This is a genomic window from Nocardia sp. NPDC056564, from assembly GCF_042793755.1.
GTDB lineage: Bacteria > Actinomycetota > Actinomycetes > Mycobacteriales > Mycobacteriaceae > Nocardia.
Genome location: NZ_JBHTUR010000010.1, coordinates 135,774 through 155,266 on the forward strand (window position 1 = coordinate 135,774; position 19,493 = coordinate 155,266).

Here is a 19,493-nt window from a genome sequence, read left to right on the forward strand (position 1 = left end):
GCATCGGCGCAGCAGCGAACTCGAGCGATACCAGCAGCGTGACATCGAACGTCGCTGACTGCGACCGAGGTGATGGCGTGAGTGTTACGTCGGGCTGTGGCGGCGGTCTGAACCGGGCGCCGGGTCCTGGCGATGGTGGGCGAGTTCGGCGCGGTTCGGCGGTGGCTGCGGCGATCGTCACGCGTGTCGGTGGCACGGCGGTGCGCGTCGGAGCGGCAGAATGGGCTCTTCGGCGGGTCGGAAGGCGGGTGTTCGCGTGACCGTGCAAGACACCTCGTTCGTGGTGTCCGAGATGGAGGCGCCGGACAGCTTCGAGCCGTATGGGCCGCTGCCCACCGGGACGACCGTGTTGGAGGCCAGCGCCGGTACCGGCAAGACGCATGCGATCGTCGGGCTGGCGGTGCGGTATGTGGCCGAGGCCGGGATCGATGTCTCCCAGTTGCTGCTCGTGACGTTCAGCCGGGCGGCCACGCAGGAATTGCGTGAGCGCACGCGCGATCGGTTCGTGACGGTCGCCGCGGGGTTGGCGGATCCCGAACTGGCCCGCGCGCACGCCGACGAACTGATCCGGCATCTCGCGCAGGCGGATCCGGACGAGGTGCGCCGCCGCCGGGCCCGATTGCTCGCGGCCCTTTCGGATTTCGACGCGGGCACCATCGCGACCACGCACAGCTTCTGCCAGCGGATGCTGGACGAACTCGGCCTGGCCGGCGAGCACGATCCCGGATCGCGGCTGGTCGAGACCGTCGACGAGCTGATCGGCACGGTCGCCGACGACCTGTACCTGAACCGGTACGCCCGTACCGAACCGCCGTTCTCGGTCAAGGAGGCGCACACCCTGGCCCTGGCCGCCGTGCGCGACCGCCACGCGGTGCTGATGCCGAAGGGCGACTCCGCCGCCGGCGAACGGGTGGCCTTCGCGGCGGCGGTGCGCGCGGAAACCGAACGCCGCAAGCGCCTGGCCGGGCTGCGCGACTTCGACGACCTGCTCGTCCTGCTGCACGACGTGCTGGCCGACGACGAGCACGGCCCGCGCGCCTGCCGCCGCATTCGCGAGCGCTACCGGGTCGCGCTGGTCGACGAGTTCCAGGACACCGACCCGCTGCAATGGGACATCCTGCGCCGCTCCTTCCACGGCCACACCACGCTGGTGCTGGTCGGCGACCCGAAGCAGGCCATCTACGCCTTCCGCGGCGCCGAGGTGCTCAGCTACCTGGACGCGGTCGCGCACGCCGACACCCGCAAGGAGCTCACCACCAACTGGCGCAGCGACGCCGGTCTGCTCGCCGCGCTGGACCACCTGCAAGGCGGTGCGGCGTTGGGGCACAAGGAGATCACCGTGTACCCGGTGAACGCCACCCGCTCCTGGTCGCGCCTGTCCGGACCGGACGAACTGATCACGCCGTTGCGCATGCGGTGCCTGACCCGTACCGGCGCAGGGCCTTTGAACAAATCCGGTTTCCCGGCGGTCGGCCGCATGCGGGCCAAGGTCGCCGACGATCTCGCCGCCGACATCGTCCGGCTGCTCGAGTCCGATGTCGCGTTGGGCACCACCGCGCGACCGAGCCACGGCACCCGGGATTCCGGCCCGCTCAGTGCCGGAACGGGGTTCGCCGATCCAGGAACGGCGATGGTCCCGCGCACGCCGATCAGCCCGGGCGATATCGCGGTCCTCGTGCGGACGCGGTCGCAGATCGACGTGGTCCGAGCGGCGTTGGATCGGGTCGGCGTCGCGTCCGTGCTCGCCGGTGGCACCAGCGTATTCGCCACCAGCAGCGCCACCGACTGGCTCTGGTTGCTGCGGGCGCTGGAGCAGCCGCACCGCGGCGACCGCGTGCGGCTGGCCGCCTGCACCCCGCTGATCGGCATCACCGCCGCCGAGATCGACAGCGGCGGAGCGGATCTGGTCGGCCGGGTCAGCGCGCAACTCCGCGACGCCGCGCGGCTTTTCGCCCGTGCCGGTTTCGCGGCCGTCTTCGAAAAGATCTCCGCCGAAGCGGATTTGGCCCACCGCCTGCTCGCCGTCGAGAACGGCGAGCGCCAGCTGACCGATCTGCGGCACATCGCCCAGTTGCTCGATCAGGTCTCGCTCACCGAATCGCTCGGGCTGACCGCGTTGACCCGCTGGCTCGGCGATCGCGTGCGCGATCCCGCGTCGGGCACCGTCGCCGACCGCAGCCGCAGGCTCGACCGCGACGCCGCCGCGGTGCAGATCGCCACCGTGCACGCCAGCAAGGGTCTCGAATTCCCGATCGTCTATTTGCCTTTCGCCTGGGACAACGCGAAGAACCCGTACCCGGCGACCCTGCTGTTCCACGACGACAACGACATGCGCGTCCTCGATGTCGGCGGGCCGGATGCCGCCGGCTACGCGGAACGCAAGCTGCGCAGCGAATCCGAGGAGGCCGGTGAGGAACTGCGCCTGCTGTACGTCGCGCTGACCCGGGCCATGTGCCAGGTCGTCGCCTGGTGGGCGCCGGCGATCACGACCGCCGCATCGCCGCTGCACCGGATGATCCTCGGCCGCCCCGATGGTGGTGACACCGTTCCGCCGCGCGCGTCGGTACCCGCGGATGCCGTTGCGCCGGGACTGCTTTCGGCCTGGGCCGGAGGAGCGGCGGAGGCTATCTCGGTGACGGCGGTGGTCGGCACCGATGACGTGGCGATCGACCGCGTGCGCACCGAACCCGTCACCGGTGAGCTGGCCGCCGCACGATTCGAGCGCAAGCTGGATCAGCACTGGCGCCGCACCTCGTACTCGGCGCTCACCGCCTCCGCGCACGGCCCGGTCACCCCCGAGCTGGAGATCGAGCCCGAGGACACCCGCGGCCCCGCCGACGAGCCGAGCACGCCGGTGGTCGCCGAGGTCGAGGAGGTGTTCGCCGGCCCGGCGTCGCTGATGAACTCCCTGCCCTACGGCGCGGAATTCGGCACCCTCGTGCACGGCGTGTTCGAGCTGATCGACACGGACGCACCGGATCTCGCCGCCGAGGTGGACAGCCGCTGCCGCGCGGCCGTCGACGAACTCATGGCCGAGGCCGACCCGGGGGTGCTCAGCACCGCCGTCCTCGCCGCGCTGCGCACTCCGCTCGGCATCGGCTCGCTCGCCGACATCTCGACCCGGGATCGCTTGAACGAGTTGGAATTCGAGCTGCCGCTGGCCGGTGGTGACACCCCGAGCGCGGAGACCGCGACCCTGCGTCAGATCGCCGACCTGCTGCGCACGCACTTGTCGCCCGACGACGACCTGTACGGCTACGCCGACCACCTGGCCGCGCTCGACGACATCCCGCTGCGCGGCTACCTCACCGGCAGCATCGACGCCGTGCTGCGCGTAACCGACGGCACGGAAACCCGTTTCGTCATCGTCGACTACAAAACCAACCGCCTCGGCACCGGCGACCTCACCGTCGGTCACTACACCCGCGAGCGCATGGCCGCCGAGATGATCCGCTCCCACTACCCCCTGCAGGCCCTCCTCTACGCGGTCGCTCTGCACCGCTACCTGCGCTGGCGCCTGCCCGCCTACGACCCCGCCCACCACCTCGGCGGCGCCCGCTACCTCTTCGTCCGCGGCATGATCGGCCCCGAAACCCCCGAAGGCCACGGCGTCTTCACCTGGACCCCGCCCGCCCCCCTGATCCTCGCCATCTCCCGCCTCCTCGCCGGAGCCCCCCGATGACCCAACCCCACGCGATCACACCAGCGGAAACCCAACAACTGCGCGCCCCCGCCCCCCAACCCCACAGCCGCACATGTGCTGACCTCCCGCACACGGCTCCGCATGCGATGGGGTGTGCGACGAATCAACAGGTGTGCGTCTTCCCGTCGCCACCGCCCGGCCGGGCCGATGGCTCGCACCGACGCACGGGTTCTGATTTCGCGCACCGGGAATTGCATGCGAATCTCGGTGCGGGGAGTCGAGAGTGGTGCGGCGGGGTGGTCTTGTGACGTCGATTCAGTTGGCGCAGCGGGGGACCGGGCTGTTGCGGACGTTCAATGAGGCGGGGGTGTTGTCTGCTGCGGACGTGCACGTCGCGGTGCGGCTGGGGCGGTTGGGGCGGGAGGACACCGAGGTGGTGTTGTTCGCGGCGGCGCTTGCGGTGCGGGCGGTGCGGTCCGGGTCGGTGTGCCTGGAGCTGCATCGGATGCGGGAGATCGGTATCGACGCGGACGAAACCTGGGACACCGGTGAGCGCATCGATCCGGCGACGCTGCCGTGGCCCGACATCGACGCGGTGGTGGCCGCGCTGCGGGTCAGCCCGTTGGTCACCGGTGGACCCGCGGGTCCGTTGCAACCGTTGCGGCTGGTGGAATCGCGCAGCCGCGACGACTCCGGCCCGCTGCTCTACCTGGACCGGTACTACCAGCAGGAGCAGACGGTCCGCCGCGTCCTCACCGAGCGCTCCGGACATCACCCGGTGGTCGACCCGAAAATCATTCGCCGCGAACTGGATCGGCTGTTCGACGCGCCGGTCGACGGCGTGCCCGACCGCCAGCGCCTCGCCGCCGCGCTCGCCGCCACCCACTGGACCACGGTGGTCGCCGGCGGCCCCGGCACCGGCAAGACCCACACCATCGCGCGCATCATCGGCCTGCTCGACGCGCACCGCAAAGCCAACCCCAAGCTGCCCGCACTGCGCATCGCGCTGGCCGCACCGACCGGCAAGGCCGCCGCGCGCCTGCAGGAGGCCGTGCGCGAACAAGCCGACGAACTCGGCCTGCCCGACCTCACCGCCGCCACCCTGCACCGCCTGCTCGGCTGGCAGCGCGGCCGCACCACCCGGTTCAAATACCACGAATTCAACCGGCTCCCATACGACGTGATCGTGGTCGACGAAACCTCCATGGTCTCGCTGACCATGATGAGCAGGCTGTTCGCCGCGCTGCGCCCGGACACCCGCCTGGTCCTCGTCGGCGACCCGGACCAGCTCGCCTCCGTCGACGCGGGCGCCGTGCTCGCCGACCTGGTCGCGGGACCCGTCGCGGGCACCCCGAATCCGCTGCTCGACGAGATCCTCGGCGCCGACTCCCCGGAATCGGCCGCGCCGGAACAGAACTCGTCGGCCCTCACCGCCCTGGAACGAACCCGCCTGCGCGGCGGCATCGTTCGCCTGACCCGTGGTCGCCGCTTCGGCGGCCGGATCGCCGACCTCGCCGTCGCCGTCCGGGCCGGCGACGCCGACACCGCCCTGGACCTGCTCCGCGCCGGCGGCGACGAGCTCTCGCTCAGCGCCCCCGACGAAATGGCCGGTGTGCGTGCCGATGTCGTGCGCGCGGCCCGCCAGGTGACCACCGCCGCCCTCGACGGCGACGCCGCGGGCGCGCTCACCGCCCTCGAATCGCACCGCCTGCTCTGCGCGCACCGCCAAGGCCCGTTCGGCGTCGAACGCTGGGACCGGATGGCCGCCGAATGGGCCGCGGCCGGCGGGGCGGGCCCCGAATCCCACTCCGCCCCCTGGTATCCCGGCCAGCCGCTGCTGGTCACCGCCAACGATCACGAGGCCCGCATCTACAACGGCGACACCGGCGTCGTGGTGCGCATGCCCGACGGCTCGCTGCGCGCCGCACTGCAACGCGGCAGCGAGCCGTACCTGGTGCACCCGACCCAGTTCCCGGCCGTGGTCACCGTGTTCGCCATGACCATCCACCGCAGCCAGGGCAGTCAGTACGACACCGTCTCGGTGGTCCTGCCCGAACCGGAGTCGACCCTGCTGACCAGGGAACTGTTGTACACGGCGATCACCCGCGCCCGCCGCCACGTCCGGGTGATCGGCACCGACGAGTCCATCCGGGCCGGCATCGCCCGGCGCGTGCTGCGCGCCAGCGGTCTGTCCCGCCGGGCGGACGGCGCGCGATGACCGGCGCATCTCACGTTTTCCCTGCCCCGCGCGTCTACCCAGTGTGAGATTGCCTCCGTTCGAGGAAGTGGTGGCCGAGTACGGCCCGATGGTGTTGCGCGTCTGCCGGGCCGTGCTCGGTCCGACGGACGCGGCCGACGCGTGGTCGGAGACGTTCCTGTCCGCGTTGCGTGCCTATCCGGACCTCGACCCCGACGCGAACATCGAGGCCTGGCTGGTCACCATCGCGCACCGCCGCGCGATCGACGTCGGCCGCGCGCTCACCCGGGCGCCGATCCCGGCCGAGACCCTGCCCGAGCGCCCGTCCGCGGCGCCCGACCCCGCCGACTACGACCCGCACCTCTGGGCCGCCTTGAAGACGCTGCCGCCCAAGCAGCGCCAGGCGGTCGCCTACCACTACCTGGCAGGCCTGCCCCACGCCGAAATCGCCGAGCTCCTGGGCAATTCCACCGATGCCGCCCGCCGCGCCGCCGCCGACGGCCTGAAAACTCTGCGCAAGCTCTACCCGAAGGATGACTCATGATGGCCACCATCGATCGTGGCGACCCGAACGGCCTGTTCGACGGCCTGACCCCGGACGCCGCCCGGCTGACCGAACTGCGCCGCCGCTTGGCGGCCGAGGCGCAGTCCGCGGGCCTGCTCGACGTCGCTTACCGCACCATGGACACCCCCGTCGGCACGCTGCTGCTCGCCGCCACCCCGGCCGGCCTGGTCCGCGTCGCCTACCCCAACGAAAACCACGACACCGTCCTCGCCACGCTCGCCGAGCGGATCAGCCCGCGCGTGCTCGCCGCACCCGCCCGCCTGGACGCCGCCGCCCGCGAGATCGATGAGTACTTCGCCGGTGCCCGAACGCATTTCGACCTCCCCCTGGATCTGCGACTGACCGGAGGCTTCCGTCGTCAGGTGATCGAGCATCTGGTCGACATCGGATACGGGCACCGGGAAAGCTATGCCACCGTCGCCGCCGCCGTCGGCAACCCGCGGGCGGTGCGCGCCGTCGGCTCGGCGTGTGCGCACAACCCACTGCCCGTGGTGATTCCGTGCCATCGGGTGGTGCGCAGCGACGGCACGATCGGACAGTACGTGGGCGGCATCGCGGCCAAAACCGCGCTGCTGACCCTGGAAGCCGCGTGAGTGCCGGTCACCCGCCGGCTCGGCAGAACCGAGACCTGGTGCGGCGCTGACCATCCGGTGATCACCCGCGGATGGTCAGCGCGGCGCCGACGACCCCGCTGACCTTGGAGGCGGAATGCACAACACCGAAACCGCGGCCCCGCCGGCCGCTCGAGTGGCCGCGCAGTCCTGGCCCGACCTGATCGAGGAGATCGACGCCTATGGCTGCGCCCAGACCGGCCCGCTGCTGACCCCCGGCGAATGCGCCGAGTTCACCGCGATGTGGGACGACCCGGCGCTGTTCCGCTCCACCATCGACATGGCGCGCTACAGATTCGGGCAGGGCACCTATCGCTACTTCGCCGCTCCGGTGCCCGAGCCGATCATGGCGATGCGTGCGGCGTTCTACCGGAAGTTGTTGCCGGTGGCCCGTTCCTGGGCCGAACGGCTGGGTGATCCGGCACCGTGGCCCGACGACTTCGGCGACTGGCTCGACGCCTGTCATGCCGCGGGCCAGTCCAAGCCGACGCCGATTCTGTTGCGCTACACCGAAGGCGACTGGAATGCTTTGCATCGCGACCTCTACGGCGACCTGGTGTTCCCCTTGCAGGTGGTGATCGGGCTGGACCGCCCGGGGACCGACCACACCGGCGGAGAGTTCACGCTCGTCGAGCAACGTCCACGCGCGCAGTCGAAGGCCACCGTCACCGTGCTGGAACAGGGACACGGCCTGATCTTCACCACTCGGGACCGGCCGACTCCGTCGAGCCGCGGCTGGTCGCGTGCGCCGGTTCGCCACGGCGTCAGCCGAATTCGTGGCGGCATCCGGCACACCCTCGGCCTCGTGCTGCATGACGCCGAATAACCACATGTTCACGTTGCTCGACGCCGATGGCCGCCCGTATCTCAGCCCGGCTCCGGGAACGTACGGCGGTAATCGGCGCGGCCGGATCTACGGCCGCCTGGACTGCCCATCCGCGCTGCGCGCGCTGTCCCGCGGCGCCTATCGCGCCCACCGCGTCTTCTTCGCCGACGAGCCCACCGCGATCGGCGCCGGCTACCGGCCGTGCGCGGTCTGCCTGCCGCGGTCGTACGCGGCATGGAAAGCCGCAGGGCACAACAATTCCGAGTGATCTCACGGTTCCGCCCCGGCTGGCGTCTACCGAAGGACAAGAACGCCGAACAGGAGCACACCATGCAGACCTCGACTGCCCGCACAGTTCACGCCTCGCCCCTCGGCAACCTCCGCATCGAAGCGAGCGCGCTCGGCGTCACCCGCGTCGCGTTCACCGCGGCCGCGCCCGCCGTGCCGACCGCCGAGAACTCCTGCGCCCTCGAATATCTCGTCACCGCGACCGCCCAGATCGCCGGGTACCTGGCCGGTACCCGGCGGGAGTTCACCGTGCCGATGGACCGCGCCGGGCTGAGCGGCTTCGACCGGCAGGTCCTGGAAACCCTCGAAGCCACAACCGGATACGGCCGCACGACGACCTACGGCGCACTCACCCGCGCCCTCGGCCGTGACCGCGCGGACGCCCGCAAGGTCGGCGGCGCGCTCGCCCGCAACCCACTGCTGATCCTGCTCCCGTGTCACCGGGTGGTCGGCGCGGACGGCGCGCTCACCGGTTACGCGGGCGGCCTGCCGGCCAAACGCGCCCTGCTGGACCTCGAGTCCGCGGATCTGATACTGCCGCTGGCTATCTGAGACCGGCGACCCGTCAGGCCAGCACGCCGTACGCGGTGGTGAGCATCGCGATCGCGAGCAGCACACCGCCGAGCGCGCTCACCGTGTTCGCGACCGACCACTTGCCCGGCGTGCCGACCGCGAGATTGAGGAACATGCCACCGGACTGCGCGATCACCCCGACGGCGAGCAGCGTGCACACCACCCACCGCACGCCGTCGCCGAATCCGGTGTCCGCCAGGATCGCCAGCGTCGCCAAGGTCATCACCAGCAGCACGCCGGCGTGCGCGTGACCGGCCCGGAAGTAGGTGCGCTGGTACTCGGTCAGCTTCTGCGCGGCGAGCAGGCGCAGCGCCATGACCCCGCCGAACATCACGGTGGGCAGGGAGATCAGCGCGATCGCGGTGAACAGCTTGATGGGGTCCATGAGTCGTCCTCGGTAGATGTGTCCGTTCCACTAATCTGAACGGCGTACAGAACGTAGAACGTAATCTGGATGCCGTACAGATCGTGTGAGGCGAATCACAACTAGGGGTGTCATGACTGGTCCGCAAGCCGCGCGTCGCACGACCTATCGGCATGGTGCGTTGAAGCCGGCGCTGATCGAGGCGGGGTTGCGCCTGGCGCGGGCCGGCGGCGGCCCGGACGCGATCGTGTTGCGGGAGGCGGCCCGGCAGGCCGGCGTCGCGCCGAACGCCGCGTACACCCATTTCGCCGACCGCAACGCGCTCGTCGGCGCGGTGGCGAGCGCGGCGCTGGCGCAGATGGCGACCATGATGGCGGCCGAGCAGGAAGGTCTGACGCTCAGCGACGATCCCGCGGTGGCGGCGCGGCAGCGGTTCCGCGGTGTCGGCCTCGGCTATCTGCGATTCGCCCGGACCGAACCCGGGCTGTTCCGCACCGCGTTCACCATCGGGCGCGATGACACCGCGACGGGCTCACCGGAAGCGGCGGGCCCTACCGGTCGATCCGGCATAGAGCTTCTCGGAGACGCGCTCGACGAGATGGTCGATACCGGGAGCCTGCCCGCCGAACGCAGGCCGGGCGCAGAGTATCTGGCCTGGTCGGCCGTGCACGGGCTGGCGTTCCTGGCCATCGACGGGCCATTGCGATCCATGCCGGACGATCAGCTCGACGCCATGGGACAGCGGATACTGGACATGATCGATCGCGGCATGTGAGGAGTCGTGCAGGTGTGCCCCTCCCACCCGAACGGTGGGAGGAGCGTCAATCCGGCCTGATCAGATGGCGCGGACGTCCGTGGCCTGCGGACCCTTCTGGCCCTGGCCGACCTCGAACTCCACACGCTGTCCCTCATCGAGGGACTTGAACCCGGACCCGCCGAGAGCCGAGTAGTGGACGAAGACGTCGGGACCGCCGCCGTCCTGCGCGATGAAGCCGAACCCCTTCTCCGCGTTGAACCACTTGACGACGCCCTGTGTCATATTTTCTCCTTGTACTCAGTGATGTTTCAGTCCACAGAAATGTTGCAAAATTACGGACTCAGTGGACAGCATTCCATGCGCGCTGGCCGCATGGTTAACGCGGGCGAGCGGAATGTGTGCAAAAGCATTCTCCGCTCACTGCTCGGCCGATCTGCTGCCGACAGCACTAGCGCCGCGTCAGCCTACCTTTTTCCGGCGGATCGCGGGTGGGCGGCTCCGCCGACAACCTGGGTCGATCCTTCGGCGCGCCGCCGGATCCGCCAGGCGGTGCGGCATTGAGTGTGATTTGTTCACCGAAATCGGGGTTTAGTTCGGGCGCGAGCGACGGTGGCGAATTTTCACGGCAGGAAAATTGTCGCGCGGTGCGGGTTTCGGGCTGCTTATACGCGCTAATTTCCTGGGTGTCCAGCTCGCTGAGATTTCTCGCCAGAAATTGGGTACGATCAAATTTGTCATGGTGTCGGCCACGATGTGTCGCGCTCGGGTTTCGGCGAGCGCGGACGGCAGCGCGGAACGGGCGGCCTTGTCAAGACCCGAATCTTGGTCTTCGCCTTCGGGTTTCGGGCCGATCATGCGGCGGTACTACGAAATAGTGGCGGCTTCAAGGTTTTTGGTTTCGCTGGTCGGTGCGGTGATGGTTTCGGCCTTGTCCATCGGCTCGGCCGCGTCGGCCCCGTCCGGCGCCAGAGTGGTCGAAGAGTCCTCGCTGGGCGGGTCGGTCGCGCGGCTGGACGTCTACTCGCCGGCGATGGATCGGGTGGTGACCAACCGGGTGATCCGGGCCGCGGGTGGCCCGGCGCCCACGCTGTATCTGCTCACCGGGATCGGCGGCGGGACCGACGGCATCTCCTGGTGGGACGACACCGACGTGCGGGAGTTCTTCGCGGACAAGCACGTCAACGTGGTGATGCCGGTGGGCGGTGCGTACAGTCTCTACACCGACTGGCTCGCCGACGACCCGATGGTCGGCCGCAACCGCTGGCTGACCTATCTCACGCGCGAACTTCCCGGCGTGCTCGACGCGCAACTCGGCAGCACCGGACGCAACGCCATCGCCGGGGTGTCGATGAGCGCGGGTTCCGCGGTCGACCTCGCGATCCAGGCGCCCGACGTGTATCGCGCCGTCGCCGCCTACAGCGGATGTCCGTGGACCGCTGACGCGCTCGGCGTCGCGATGGTCAGCGCCCAGGTCGTGCGCGGCGGGGGCAACACCGCGAACATGTGGGGCGCGCCGGGGGACGCGATCTGGCGAGCGCACGACGCGTTCGCCAATGCCGCTGCGCTGGCCGGGAAAACGATCTACCTGTCCGCCGCGACCGGCACTCCCGGCGCGATCGACGAAGGCGGACTGGCCTTTCCGCCGATCGAAGCCATCGCGAGCGCGTGCACGGCCGCGTTCGCCGGTCGGCTCGATCAGCTCGGAGTGCCCGCGGTGCACGTCAACCGGCCTGAGGGCGCGCATACCTGGGGACAGTTCGAGACGGACCTGCACGATTCCTGGCCGCTGCTGGCCGGTGCGCTCGGCGCGTGACCGCCGACCTCGCCAGAACGGGCAAAGTAGACAATCCTTAGCGTCAGCCGTGGCCCGTTCGCTCGCCCGCCGCGGCCGGTGTCAGCGAAGGATCGGTTGCCTGCTTTACGCTGCTCTCCCGGAGATTCGGCAACCGGAGGATGCATGTCCAGCGAGAACGAAACGGTCAGCCGCAAACGGGATTCGGCCGCCACCAGCGCCGCGATTCTGACGGCGGCGCAGGAGCTGTTCGCCGAGCGCGGCTACGAACGGGCGACGGTGCGCGACATCGCGACGCGGGCCGGGGTGAACCAGGCGTTGCTGTTCCGGTACTTCGGCAACAAGGACGAACTGTTCCGGGCGGCGATCGCGGATCAGGGACGGCGCAGACTGGCGGAGGGGCCGGTCGAAGGACTGCTGGGCAGGCTGCTCGGCGGAATACTCGAGCCGAGCGGTTCGGTGGGGCAGGAGCATTGGTTGCAGGCCGCGCTGCGGTCCAGCGGACACGACGAGGGGGCCTCGGCGATCCGCCGCGAGCTGGGCGACGAGTACGTGCGAGCGATGTCCTCGCTCGGCGACGACCCCGATAGCGAGCTGTGTGCCGATCTGCTGCTCGCCTGGTTGCTCGGCATCGGGCTGCTGCGCACCGTGCACCGCAGAGAGCCGCTGGCCAGCGCGGATTCGGCCACGGTTGCCCGGCATGTGCTGAAGGCCGCCCAGGCGTTGCTGCCCAGGACGGACGTGAATTTCCCGCCGCCGTAACGGAATCCGACCGTTGACGGGGCATTGTGACCTCCCTAACATGAAGTGTTGTAAGCAATTGCTTACATCGCTACCGCGCCACTGAGCGTCGGCCAAGGGAGACTCGCATGACCGTGAAAACCGAGGTGCGCCAATACCCTTTCGGTGAACCCATCCGCCTGGACATGGATCCGCTCTTCGCCAAGCTGCGCCGCGAGGAGCCGACCTCGCGCGTCCAGCTGCCCTACGGCGGCGAGGGCTGGCTGGTCACCCGCTACGCGGACGCCAAGCTGGTGCTCGCCGACCCGCGGTTCAGTCGCGCGGTAACCGTTGACCGCGAAGACATTCCGCGCACCACGCCGGGCCCGGCGCGGCAGAACTCGATGCTCAACATGGACGCGCCCGAACACAGCAGGCTGCGCAAGCTGGTCGCCAAGGCGTTCACCAGCCGCCGGGTCGAGCAGCTCCGTCCGCGTGCCCAGCAGATCGTGGACGAGCGGCTGACCGAGATCGAATCATCCGGCCCGGTCGCCGATCTGGTGCAGGGTCTCGCGCTGCCGCTGCCGGTCACCGTGATCTGCGAGATGCTCGGCGTACCCACCGAGGACCAGCACCGCTTCCGCGACTTCTCCGACACCGTGCTGTCCACCACCGCGCACACCCCCGAGCAGATCGACGCGGCACGCGCCTCGCTCGAGCAGTACCTCGCCGAGTTGGTGGCGCAGCGCCGGGCCGAGCCCACCGACGACCTGCTCGCCGCGCTGGTCGCCGCCCGCGACAACGACGACCGGCTCACCGAGGACGAGCTGGTCAACATGGGGATCGGTCTGCTGATCGCGGGTCATGAGACCACCGCCAACCAGATCGCCAACTTCACCTATGTCCTGCTCAGCGAGCCGCGGCACTGGGAATTGCTGCGCGGCCGGCCGGAGCTGCTGCCCGGCGCGGTCGAGGAGTTGCTGCGCTACGTCCAGCTCGGCTCCGGCGGGTCCTTCGCCCGGGTGGCCACCGAGGACGTGGTGCTGGGTGACGTCACCGTGCGCGCGGGGGAGTCGGTGATCGTCAACACCCAGGCCGCCAACCGCGACGAGAGCGTCTTCGAGAACGCCGAAGAGCTCGATCTCACCCGAAACAACAACCCGCACATGGCGTTCGGTCACGGCATTCATCACTGCCTCGGCGCCCAACTCGCCAGACTGGAGCTACAGGTCGCGTTAGGCTCACTGCTGCAACGCTTCCCGACACTGCACCTCGCGGTCCCGTTCGAGGAAGTACCGTGGAAGACCGGCCTGCTGGTCCGTGGGCCGAAGGCGCTTCCCGTCAGCTGGTAAGGGGAAACTGTTATGGCAGAACAGAAGTGGCGGGTCGAAGTGGATCGTGGCGCCTGCCTCGGCTCCGGCATGTGCACCGGCCTGGCCCCCGAGCACTTCACCCTCGTCGACGGCCGCTCCAGTCCGATCGCCGAGGTCGTCCAGCCCGACGACCTGCTCATCGATGCCGCCGAATCCTGCCCGATCGAGGCGATCCTCATTCGCGCGGCCGACACCGGAGAAATCCTCAGCCCCGAGCAGTGAACGGTAGAGCCCCTCGTCGCAGGGGCTCTACCCGCTTTCACCTATCCGCAACCGACCTCCGCGCGGTGTCGCCAGACCCGCGTTCGCCGCCCTACGCTGCAAGGATGATCGAGTTCGGCTCGAGAACCCGCCGCCTCCCCGCCCCACCCCACCCCACATCGTCTGGGAATCCCTCACCCACCCCCGCCGCCCCCAGTCCCGCCCCTGGCTGGACCTCCTCCCCGACGAAGTCGACCCCACGGTGCTGGCCGCCGAAAAACCCCACCGAGTCATTTGGTCCTCCCTCTGGCCCACCAGACCCGACGACCAGATCCGCTTCCACCTGGCCCCCACCGACTCCGCCGAAACCCTCCTGAACTTCACCCTTTGCACCCCCACCGCCCCGCCCGACCAAAGCAAAACCGGCCACCTCCGCCGCCGCCTCAACCACCTACTCTTCGCGAACCTCCGCCTCTCCTACGGGCAATGACCGCTTGCCGCATCCCGCCCAACTCCCGCCGAAGGCGACACCGCCTGGATCACGAGATAGGCGGCTGCGATTCGGCGCCGCGTCGATGTTCGATGGCCGACATGATCAGAGCTCGAGCCTCGACGCCGGTCACGGCTTGCTTCGAGATCGTGTCGAACGCGCGCCGATAGATGGCTATCTCCCGCGGTTGGGTAATGGTGAGTTCGGCGGCTGTGCCCTCCACCATCACCGTGCGGTCATCGAACATGACAAAACTGGTCGAGATTGTGTACACCTCAGCTGCGGCCGGTATGACTTCCAGCCTGATGCGGGGCATGCTGAGAGTCGACGCCAATCTATCGAGTTGGTCGCACATCACGTTCTCCCCGCCCACGGTTGAGTACAACGACTGTTCGGCGATGAGAAAGTTGAATTGATGACCGGACTGATGGAGGACGCGTTGCCGTGCCATCCGGGCGGCAACACCCCGTTCGATGTCGTCGGGTATCCGATAGAAGTCGACCAGTCTGCGCATCAGCGCCTCCGCGTACTCTGCTGTCTGGAGCAGACCGGGTACGATCTGTGTCTGGTAGACGCGCAGTTCGGTGGTTTCGGCTTCGAGCTCGATAGATCGCTGCTGACGGCGTTCCAGGCCGGTACCGAGCACGTCTCGCCACTCATGACTTTCCTGCTGCTGCACCGTGACATCCTCTCGGGCATAGGTACTTTGAGATCTAGCTGATGGCGCGTCTGTGTTCGAGTGCCTTGCCGATGAGCGCTCGAGCGGGATCTCCGGTTACCGACTGTTTGACGAGAATGTCGAACGTTCGGTGATAGATTCCGATTTCCCTCGGCTGAGTAATGCTGAGTTCAGCCGTGATTCCCTCGACCAGGACCATCTTGGTGTCGAACATGACAAAGCTTGTCGTTGCGGTCTCGAATGGTGCCGTGCAGGGCACGATTCCCAGGGTTACCCTGGACATTCCCTGAATGGCGATGAGTCGGTCCAGCTGGCCGATCATCGTTTGGTTGTCTCCGACGGTGGTGTACAGCGCCTGTTCGGCGATGACGAAGTGGAACAGATGATCCCGCTGATACAGAACGCGTTGGCGTTCCATGCGTTTGGACACGCCTTCGTCGAGGTCATCAGGGACACGGTGGAAGTCGATGACCTTCCGGAGTATGCCCGTCGCGTAGTCGGCGGTCTGGAGAAGGCCAGGTATGAGTACAGGCTCGTACCACCGCAGAACCCGGGCTTCGGCTTCCCATTTGACTGATGCTTGTTGGCGCCGTTTGGTTCCGGTGCCGAGAATCTTCCGCCACTCCATGTATGCGGAATCAATGTTGTGCCGAGTTGCGAGGAGATCTGCCAACTGGTTGTTGGCGTCGCAGTCGCGGCAATACGCCGTGATGTCCGCGCGCGACGGCTTGATCCTCCCGTATTCGATTTTCGAGACTTTGCTCGGATGCCATGCGTTGCGGCGGGCGAGCTCGGCGCCGGAGACGCTTGCGGCAACACGCATCTCCCGAAGCCGTGCTCCGAGGGATTCACGTTGCTGCTGTATGGAATCGGTCACGCCGTGATGTACTCCGAATACGGCACGGACAGTGCCCAGAACTGTTCCTTCATCCTGTGGCAATAGCCCGCAATGGTTGCGTCGACGGTCACCGCGCCGGACCACGCGCGGGACGGGCCGAACGCCGAGAAGATCACCAGTTCGTCGTCGAACAGCCAGAAGTCGTCTGGTGGTACATCTTCGGCCACATGGCGCGGCAGGTAGCGGATATCCTCCCCGGCCTGAATGTTGAGTTCAGCGACGGCCAGCGAGAACCTCGTGTAGTCGGTGTGGGGCACCGACACGATCCGAGTTCGGGTGACTGCTACTCCGCGGTCCGTGGTTTCCTGCACGATATTCATCCACGGTCGGAACCAGGCATAGTCGTCTGGCTCGCCATCGAGAAAACGGCGAAGCGGTTCGTGCTCATGCGGTTCGGCATAGGAGTCGAGCACTTCCAGATGGAAAGCTTCGCGTTTGCAGGATCGTAGTAAGTCCCTGAATCCATCGTCACCTACCAGCTGCACCGTAGAACGTCCTTTCACGCTTGGGTACTTCGACCGCTACCTCATCGTCGGCAAGTTGCAGCTGACTCAACGTCTCGCGATCGGTGATCGGCCGGCCGGTGAGAGTGAAAGTGCCCCGTCCGGTGTCGCCGAGCGCGGCTCCGATGAACGTCTTCGGCTCAGCGAACCCTGTTAGGAGGTGCGGGATTTCAACAGTCTCGGGGCGTTCGGTCTTCCAGCCCATCACCACATAGCTGTCTTGGTCGGTGGCGAACAGCGAAGGGCAACCGTTGTTCGTGCTACCGCCTTTACCAAGGAACCGTAACCGCATGATGCGTTCTCCTTTGGCTCGTGCAGGATCATGCTTTCGATGGAACCATTATCGTCCACCGATACCGGTTCTGTAGTGGAGAAATGAGTTTGGTGCACGATCGTGCAATGTGCTGGACCCGCCATCGTCGATCTTCCTAACGTCGTAAGCGGCGCTTGGGACTGGTGCCGGTCAACCCGGTTCCGAGCTGCCGGCCAACAGCGAGTCGAATGGGGTGAAACGGTGAGTCGACCTAAGGCGATCGGGTATCTGCGGCGCGATGTGTCCGGCTTCTCGCAGCCTTGGCATGAGACTCAGATGCGCAGTCTGGCAAAGCGGTTGGGATATGAGGTGGCGAAGACGGTGGTGTTCGGTGCGGAGACCGACGAGCCGGTTGATCGCCTGCTGAACGTGATTCGCGCTGTGGGGGCCGAGGCGGTTGTGGTGCCCAGTGCGGAGCATTTCGGGGGAAAGGTGCCGGAGCGGGTGGTGCGGGTGTGTGACGTGATCACCGTGTCGCCGCACTACACCTATGCGCGGTCGTATGCGTCGCCGTTTCTCGGAGACGGTGCGTGAACTCAGGGGAGGGCCACACATGCTCCGTCACACGCTGATCCGCCGGTCCGAAGCGGTGGCGCGGGTGTCGAGTGTTCGGGGGACAGACATCGAATGTCCTGGTTGGGAGACTCATCGGGCGTGTCGAACCGCGAGAAGGGTGGTCGCTGTGACGTCTCCGATGCTGAGCAAAGGACAGAATCTGTCGTTGCCGGATGATGTCGTGCACATCGACGTGGTGATCGGGTGGACCGAGTCGGAGATCGAGGTCGATGGGTCGGCGCTGCTGCTGGGGGCGGACGGGAAGGTCAGGTGTGACGGCGATTTCGTCTTCTACAACCAGCCGGAATCGGTGGACGGGGCGGTACGTTTCCTCGGGATGAGCGCCACCGAGGAGGGCGCGCAGGCGCGGATCGCGGTCGACTTGTCGGCGGTCTCCGAGTCGGTTCATACCGTGGCGCTTGTCGGCAGCCTCGGTATCGGTACGTTCGGCGAACTCGGCAAGCTGACGTTGAAAGTCGTTGATGCTGCGGGACACTCGCTGGCGGAGTACACCACCGCCGATGCGACCACGGAGTCGGCGTTCGTCTTCGGTGAGGTGTACCGGCGCGGCCGTGAGTGGAAGGTCCGCGCGGTGGGGCAGGGGTGGGAGTCAGGTCTGGCCGGGTTGGCGACGCACTTCGGCGTCGAGGTGGACGAGGACGTCGAGCAGGAGCCGGTCGAGGCGCCATCGGTGCGTCCGGAACCGACTGTCTCCGCACCACCGCCGCGCGAACACGCTGCCCCTCCGGTACGGAACCGCGGAGTACGCACCACCAAGCGGGCATTGAAAAAGGCAAAGCCGATGGAGTTCAAGCTTGCCGAGCTCGATACCTGGCAGCGCGTTCCGCTGTTCTCGGTGATCGGGGTCGGTGCCGGCGAAGAGCAAGAGCGGCGTGCGACATCGGCTCTGATTGCCACGATGCAGGCCGTGCGCCCGTTCGCACGGGCGATATGTGCGCGGATCGGTGCACCGGTCGGGGCGTTCGAGGGGTATGTCGAGGTGCCGTTCGAACGTGGTGATTCGAAGGTTGTTCCGGATGCGGTGCTCAAGGTGGCGCGCGGCAACCGGGTGTGGACCGGGCTGCTCGAGGTCAAGACCGGCAACGGCAAGCTGCGGCGGGAACAGTTGGAGAACTACCTCGATGTGGCGCGCAGGAAGAAGTACGACGTGGTGGTCAGCCTGTCCAACGATGTTCCGGCCGGCCCCGGCGAACTTCCGGTCGAGGTCGATCGGCGCAAGCTCGCCAAGGTCGCACTGCGGCATCTGTCGTGGTCCGAGGTGGCGCACGAGGCACGAATGTTGCTCTCGCACGGCGGTATCGAAGAGGACCTGCACGCCTGGATTCTGAGTGAATTCCTGCGCTATCTCGACTGCCCACGCTCGGGTGCCTCGGAATTCGTTGACATGGGCCGACATTGGGTCGCGGTCCGGGACTCGGTGACGGCCGGAACCTTGCGCGCGGGCGATCAGAAGGCGCTGGCCGTCGCCGACACCTGGGTGTCGCTGTCCCGGCACCTCGCGCTGCGGCTGACCGCTCAGCTCGGCGCGACCGTCAACCATGTGCTGCCCCGCCGCCACCGTGCCGATCCGGCCGCCCGCAGTGCTGCCGTGGCCGAACGGCTAGCTACCGATGGAACATTCGAGGCGGTGCTCCGGATCCCCGACACCGCAGGCGACCTGGTGGTGGTCGCCGATGTGCGCACCAACAAGATTCGCTGTCGCACCACCCTCGACGCACCGAACGAGGGCACCTCTGGTCGCCGATTGTCCTGGCTGATCAGGCAACTCGACGACGCACCGGACGACCTACAGGTCGAAGTGGTTTTTGCGGAACGCGGCACCGAAGCGTGCGAACTCCTCGCAACGGTGCGTGCGAACCCGAAGGTGCTGACGGCGGGTCGAACGGGTCCGATCGTGTCGTTCGTACTGGAGCAGAACTTCCCGATGGGCAACCGGCGATCCGGGACCGCAGCCAGCTTCATCGCCAGTGTGAAGTCGGCGACCGACGCGTTCTATGGATCGGTGGTGCAGCCGCTGCGCGGATGGGTCCCTGCGGCGCCGAAACAATCCGAGGTGATGCCTCAGGATGGCGGGATCAATTCATTACCAACAGATTTGGTCGGCCAGGGTAAGTAGATGCCGAT

General features: G+C 67.8%; 20 protein-coding genes. 14 read left to right on the forward strand and 6 right to left on the reverse strand.

Annotation, left to right across the window (positions count from 1 at the left end):
• The first annotated feature begins 292 nt into the window (after positions 1-292).
• The 7 genes from ACFQ9K_RS24510 to ACFQ9K_RS24540 all read left to right on the forward strand — a co-directional run bounded on the left by ACFQ9K_RS24510 (position 293) and on the right by ACFQ9K_RS24540 (position 8,682).
• The gene (locus tag ACFQ9K_RS24510; RefSeq protein ID WP_378983689.1) at positions 293-3,682 is read left to right on the forward strand and encodes a UvrD-helicase domain-containing protein; all 3,390 of its coding nucleotides are present in this window, start codon (positions 293-295) and stop codon (positions 3,680-3,682) included.
• Between the two features lie 265 nt (positions 3,683-3,947).
• Positions 3,948-5,861 (forward strand): exodeoxyribonuclease V subunit alpha, encoded by a 1,914-nt coding sequence (recD, locus tag ACFQ9K_RS24515; protein WP_378722690.1) that lies wholly within the window; start codon positions 3,948-3,950, stop codon positions 5,859-5,861.
• Positions 5,862-5,910: 49 nt separating this feature from the next.
• Positions 5,911-6,384 (forward strand): RNA polymerase sigma factor, encoded by a 474-nt coding sequence (locus tag ACFQ9K_RS24520; RefSeq protein WP_378722694.1) that lies wholly within the window; start codon positions 5,911-5,913, stop codon positions 6,382-6,384.
• Entirely contained in the window at positions 6,384-6,998 is a 615-nt protein-coding gene (locus ACFQ9K_RS24525; protein WP_378722693.1) for a methylated-DNA--[protein]-cysteine S-methyltransferase, read from the forward strand. Before ACFQ9K_RS24520 ends, ACFQ9K_RS24525 begins: the two co-directional genes overlap by 1 nt.
• Before the next feature lie 115 nt (positions 6,999-7,113).
• On the forward strand, positions 7,114-7,842 hold the full coding sequence (locus ACFQ9K_RS24530) for a 2OG-Fe(II) oxygenase (RefSeq protein ID WP_378722689.1): 729 nt from the start codon (positions 7,114-7,116) through the stop codon (positions 7,840-7,842).
• A gap of 4 nt (positions 7,843-7,846) precedes the next feature.
• On the forward strand, positions 7,847-8,110 hold the full coding sequence (locus ACFQ9K_RS24535) for an Ada metal-binding domain-containing protein (RefSeq protein ID WP_378722688.1): 264 nt from the start codon (positions 7,847-7,849) through the stop codon (positions 8,108-8,110).
• A complete protein-coding gene (locus ACFQ9K_RS24540; protein ID WP_378722687.1) occupies positions 8,107-8,682 on the forward strand; it encodes a methylated-DNA--[protein]-cysteine S-methyltransferase in 576 nt (191 codons plus the stop codon). Before ACFQ9K_RS24535 ends, ACFQ9K_RS24540 begins: the two co-directional genes overlap by 4 nt.
• A gap of 13 nt (positions 8,683-8,695) precedes the next feature.
• Here the strand turns inward: ACFQ9K_RS24540 and ACFQ9K_RS24545 are convergent, their stop codons facing one another.
• Positions 8,696-9,088 (reverse strand): hypothetical protein, encoded by a 393-nt coding sequence (locus tag ACFQ9K_RS24545; RefSeq protein ID WP_378722686.1) that lies wholly within the window; start codon positions 9,086-9,088, stop codon positions 8,696-8,698.
• A gap of 112 nt (positions 9,089-9,200) precedes the next feature.
• Between ACFQ9K_RS24545 and ACFQ9K_RS24550 the strand changes: the two genes are divergently transcribed.
• A complete protein-coding gene (locus ACFQ9K_RS24550; RefSeq protein WP_378722685.1) occupies positions 9,201-9,842 on the forward strand; it encodes a TetR/AcrR family transcriptional regulator in 642 nt (213 codons plus the stop codon).
• A gap of 60 nt (positions 9,843-9,902) precedes the next feature.
• Here the strand turns inward: ACFQ9K_RS24550 and ACFQ9K_RS24555 are convergent, their stop codons facing one another.
• The gene (locus ACFQ9K_RS24555; protein WP_069166293.1) at positions 9,903-10,106 is read right to left on the reverse strand and encodes a cold-shock protein; all 204 of its coding nucleotides are present in this window, start codon (positions 10,104-10,106) and stop codon (positions 9,903-9,905) included.
• Positions 10,107-10,740: 634 nt separating this feature from the next.
• Between ACFQ9K_RS24555 and ACFQ9K_RS24560 the strand changes: the two genes are divergently transcribed.
• From ACFQ9K_RS24560 to ACFQ9K_RS24575, 4 genes are all read left to right on the forward strand, one after another.
• On the forward strand, positions 10,741-11,637 hold the full coding sequence (locus tag ACFQ9K_RS24560; protein WP_378722683.1) for an alpha/beta hydrolase: 897 nt from the start codon (positions 10,741-10,743) through the stop codon (positions 11,635-11,637).
• 144 nt (positions 11,638-11,781) lie between these two features.
• On the forward strand, positions 11,782-12,378 hold the full coding sequence (locus ACFQ9K_RS24565) for a TetR family transcriptional regulator (protein ID WP_378722682.1): 597 nt from the start codon (positions 11,782-11,784) through the stop codon (positions 12,376-12,378).
• A gap of 107 nt (positions 12,379-12,485) precedes the next feature.
• A complete protein-coding gene (locus ACFQ9K_RS24570; protein WP_378722681.1) occupies positions 12,486-13,688 on the forward strand; it encodes a cytochrome P450 in 1,203 nt (400 codons plus the stop codon).
• Between the two features lie 12 nt (positions 13,689-13,700).
• Positions 13,701-13,931, forward strand: a complete 231-nt coding sequence (locus tag ACFQ9K_RS24575) for a ferredoxin (protein WP_378722680.1) — start codon at positions 13,701-13,703, stop codon at positions 13,929-13,931.
• Positions 13,932-14,449: 518 nt separating this feature from the next.
• On the opposite strand, the gene ACFQ9K_RS24580 is transcribed toward ACFQ9K_RS24575, so the two are convergent.
• From ACFQ9K_RS24580 to ACFQ9K_RS24595, 4 genes are read right to left on the reverse strand one after another with little or no spacing between them, the layout of a single operon-like run.
• Positions 14,450-15,079 (reverse strand): DUF5753 domain-containing protein, encoded by a 630-nt coding sequence (locus tag ACFQ9K_RS24580; protein WP_378722679.1) that lies wholly within the window; start codon positions 15,077-15,079, stop codon positions 14,450-14,452.
• Between the two features lie 34 nt (positions 15,080-15,113).
• On the reverse strand, positions 15,114-15,956 hold the full coding sequence (locus tag ACFQ9K_RS24585) for a helix-turn-helix domain-containing protein (protein ID WP_378722677.1): 843 nt from the start codon (positions 15,954-15,956) through the stop codon (positions 15,114-15,116).
• Complete coding sequence (locus ACFQ9K_RS24590; protein ID WP_378983646.1) at positions 15,953-16,480, reverse strand: DUF6879 family protein; 528 nt, start codon at positions 16,478-16,480, stop codon at positions 15,953-15,955. The genes ACFQ9K_RS24585 and ACFQ9K_RS24590 overlap by 4 nt, the downstream gene beginning before the upstream one ends.
• Positions 16,446-16,772, reverse strand: coding sequence for a hypothetical protein (locus tag ACFQ9K_RS24595; RefSeq protein WP_378722674.1), 327 nt, complete (start codon positions 16,770-16,772; stop codon positions 16,446-16,448). The genes ACFQ9K_RS24590 and ACFQ9K_RS24595 overlap by 35 nt, the downstream gene beginning before the upstream one ends.
• A 330-nt stretch (positions 16,773-17,102) precedes the next feature.
• Between ACFQ9K_RS24595 and ACFQ9K_RS24600 the strand changes: the two genes are divergently transcribed.
• Together ACFQ9K_RS24600 and ACFQ9K_RS24605 are read left to right on the forward strand one after the other, a co-directional pair.
• Entirely contained in the window at positions 17,103-17,327 is a 225-nt protein-coding gene (locus tag ACFQ9K_RS24600; RefSeq protein ID WP_378983649.1) for a hypothetical protein, read from the forward strand.
• Positions 17,328-17,475: 148 nt separating this feature from the next.
• Positions 17,476-19,485, forward strand: coding sequence for a TerD family protein (locus ACFQ9K_RS24605; RefSeq protein WP_378722672.1), 2,010 nt, complete (start codon positions 17,476-17,478; stop codon positions 19,483-19,485).
• Positions 19,486-19,493 lie beyond the last annotated feature (8 nt).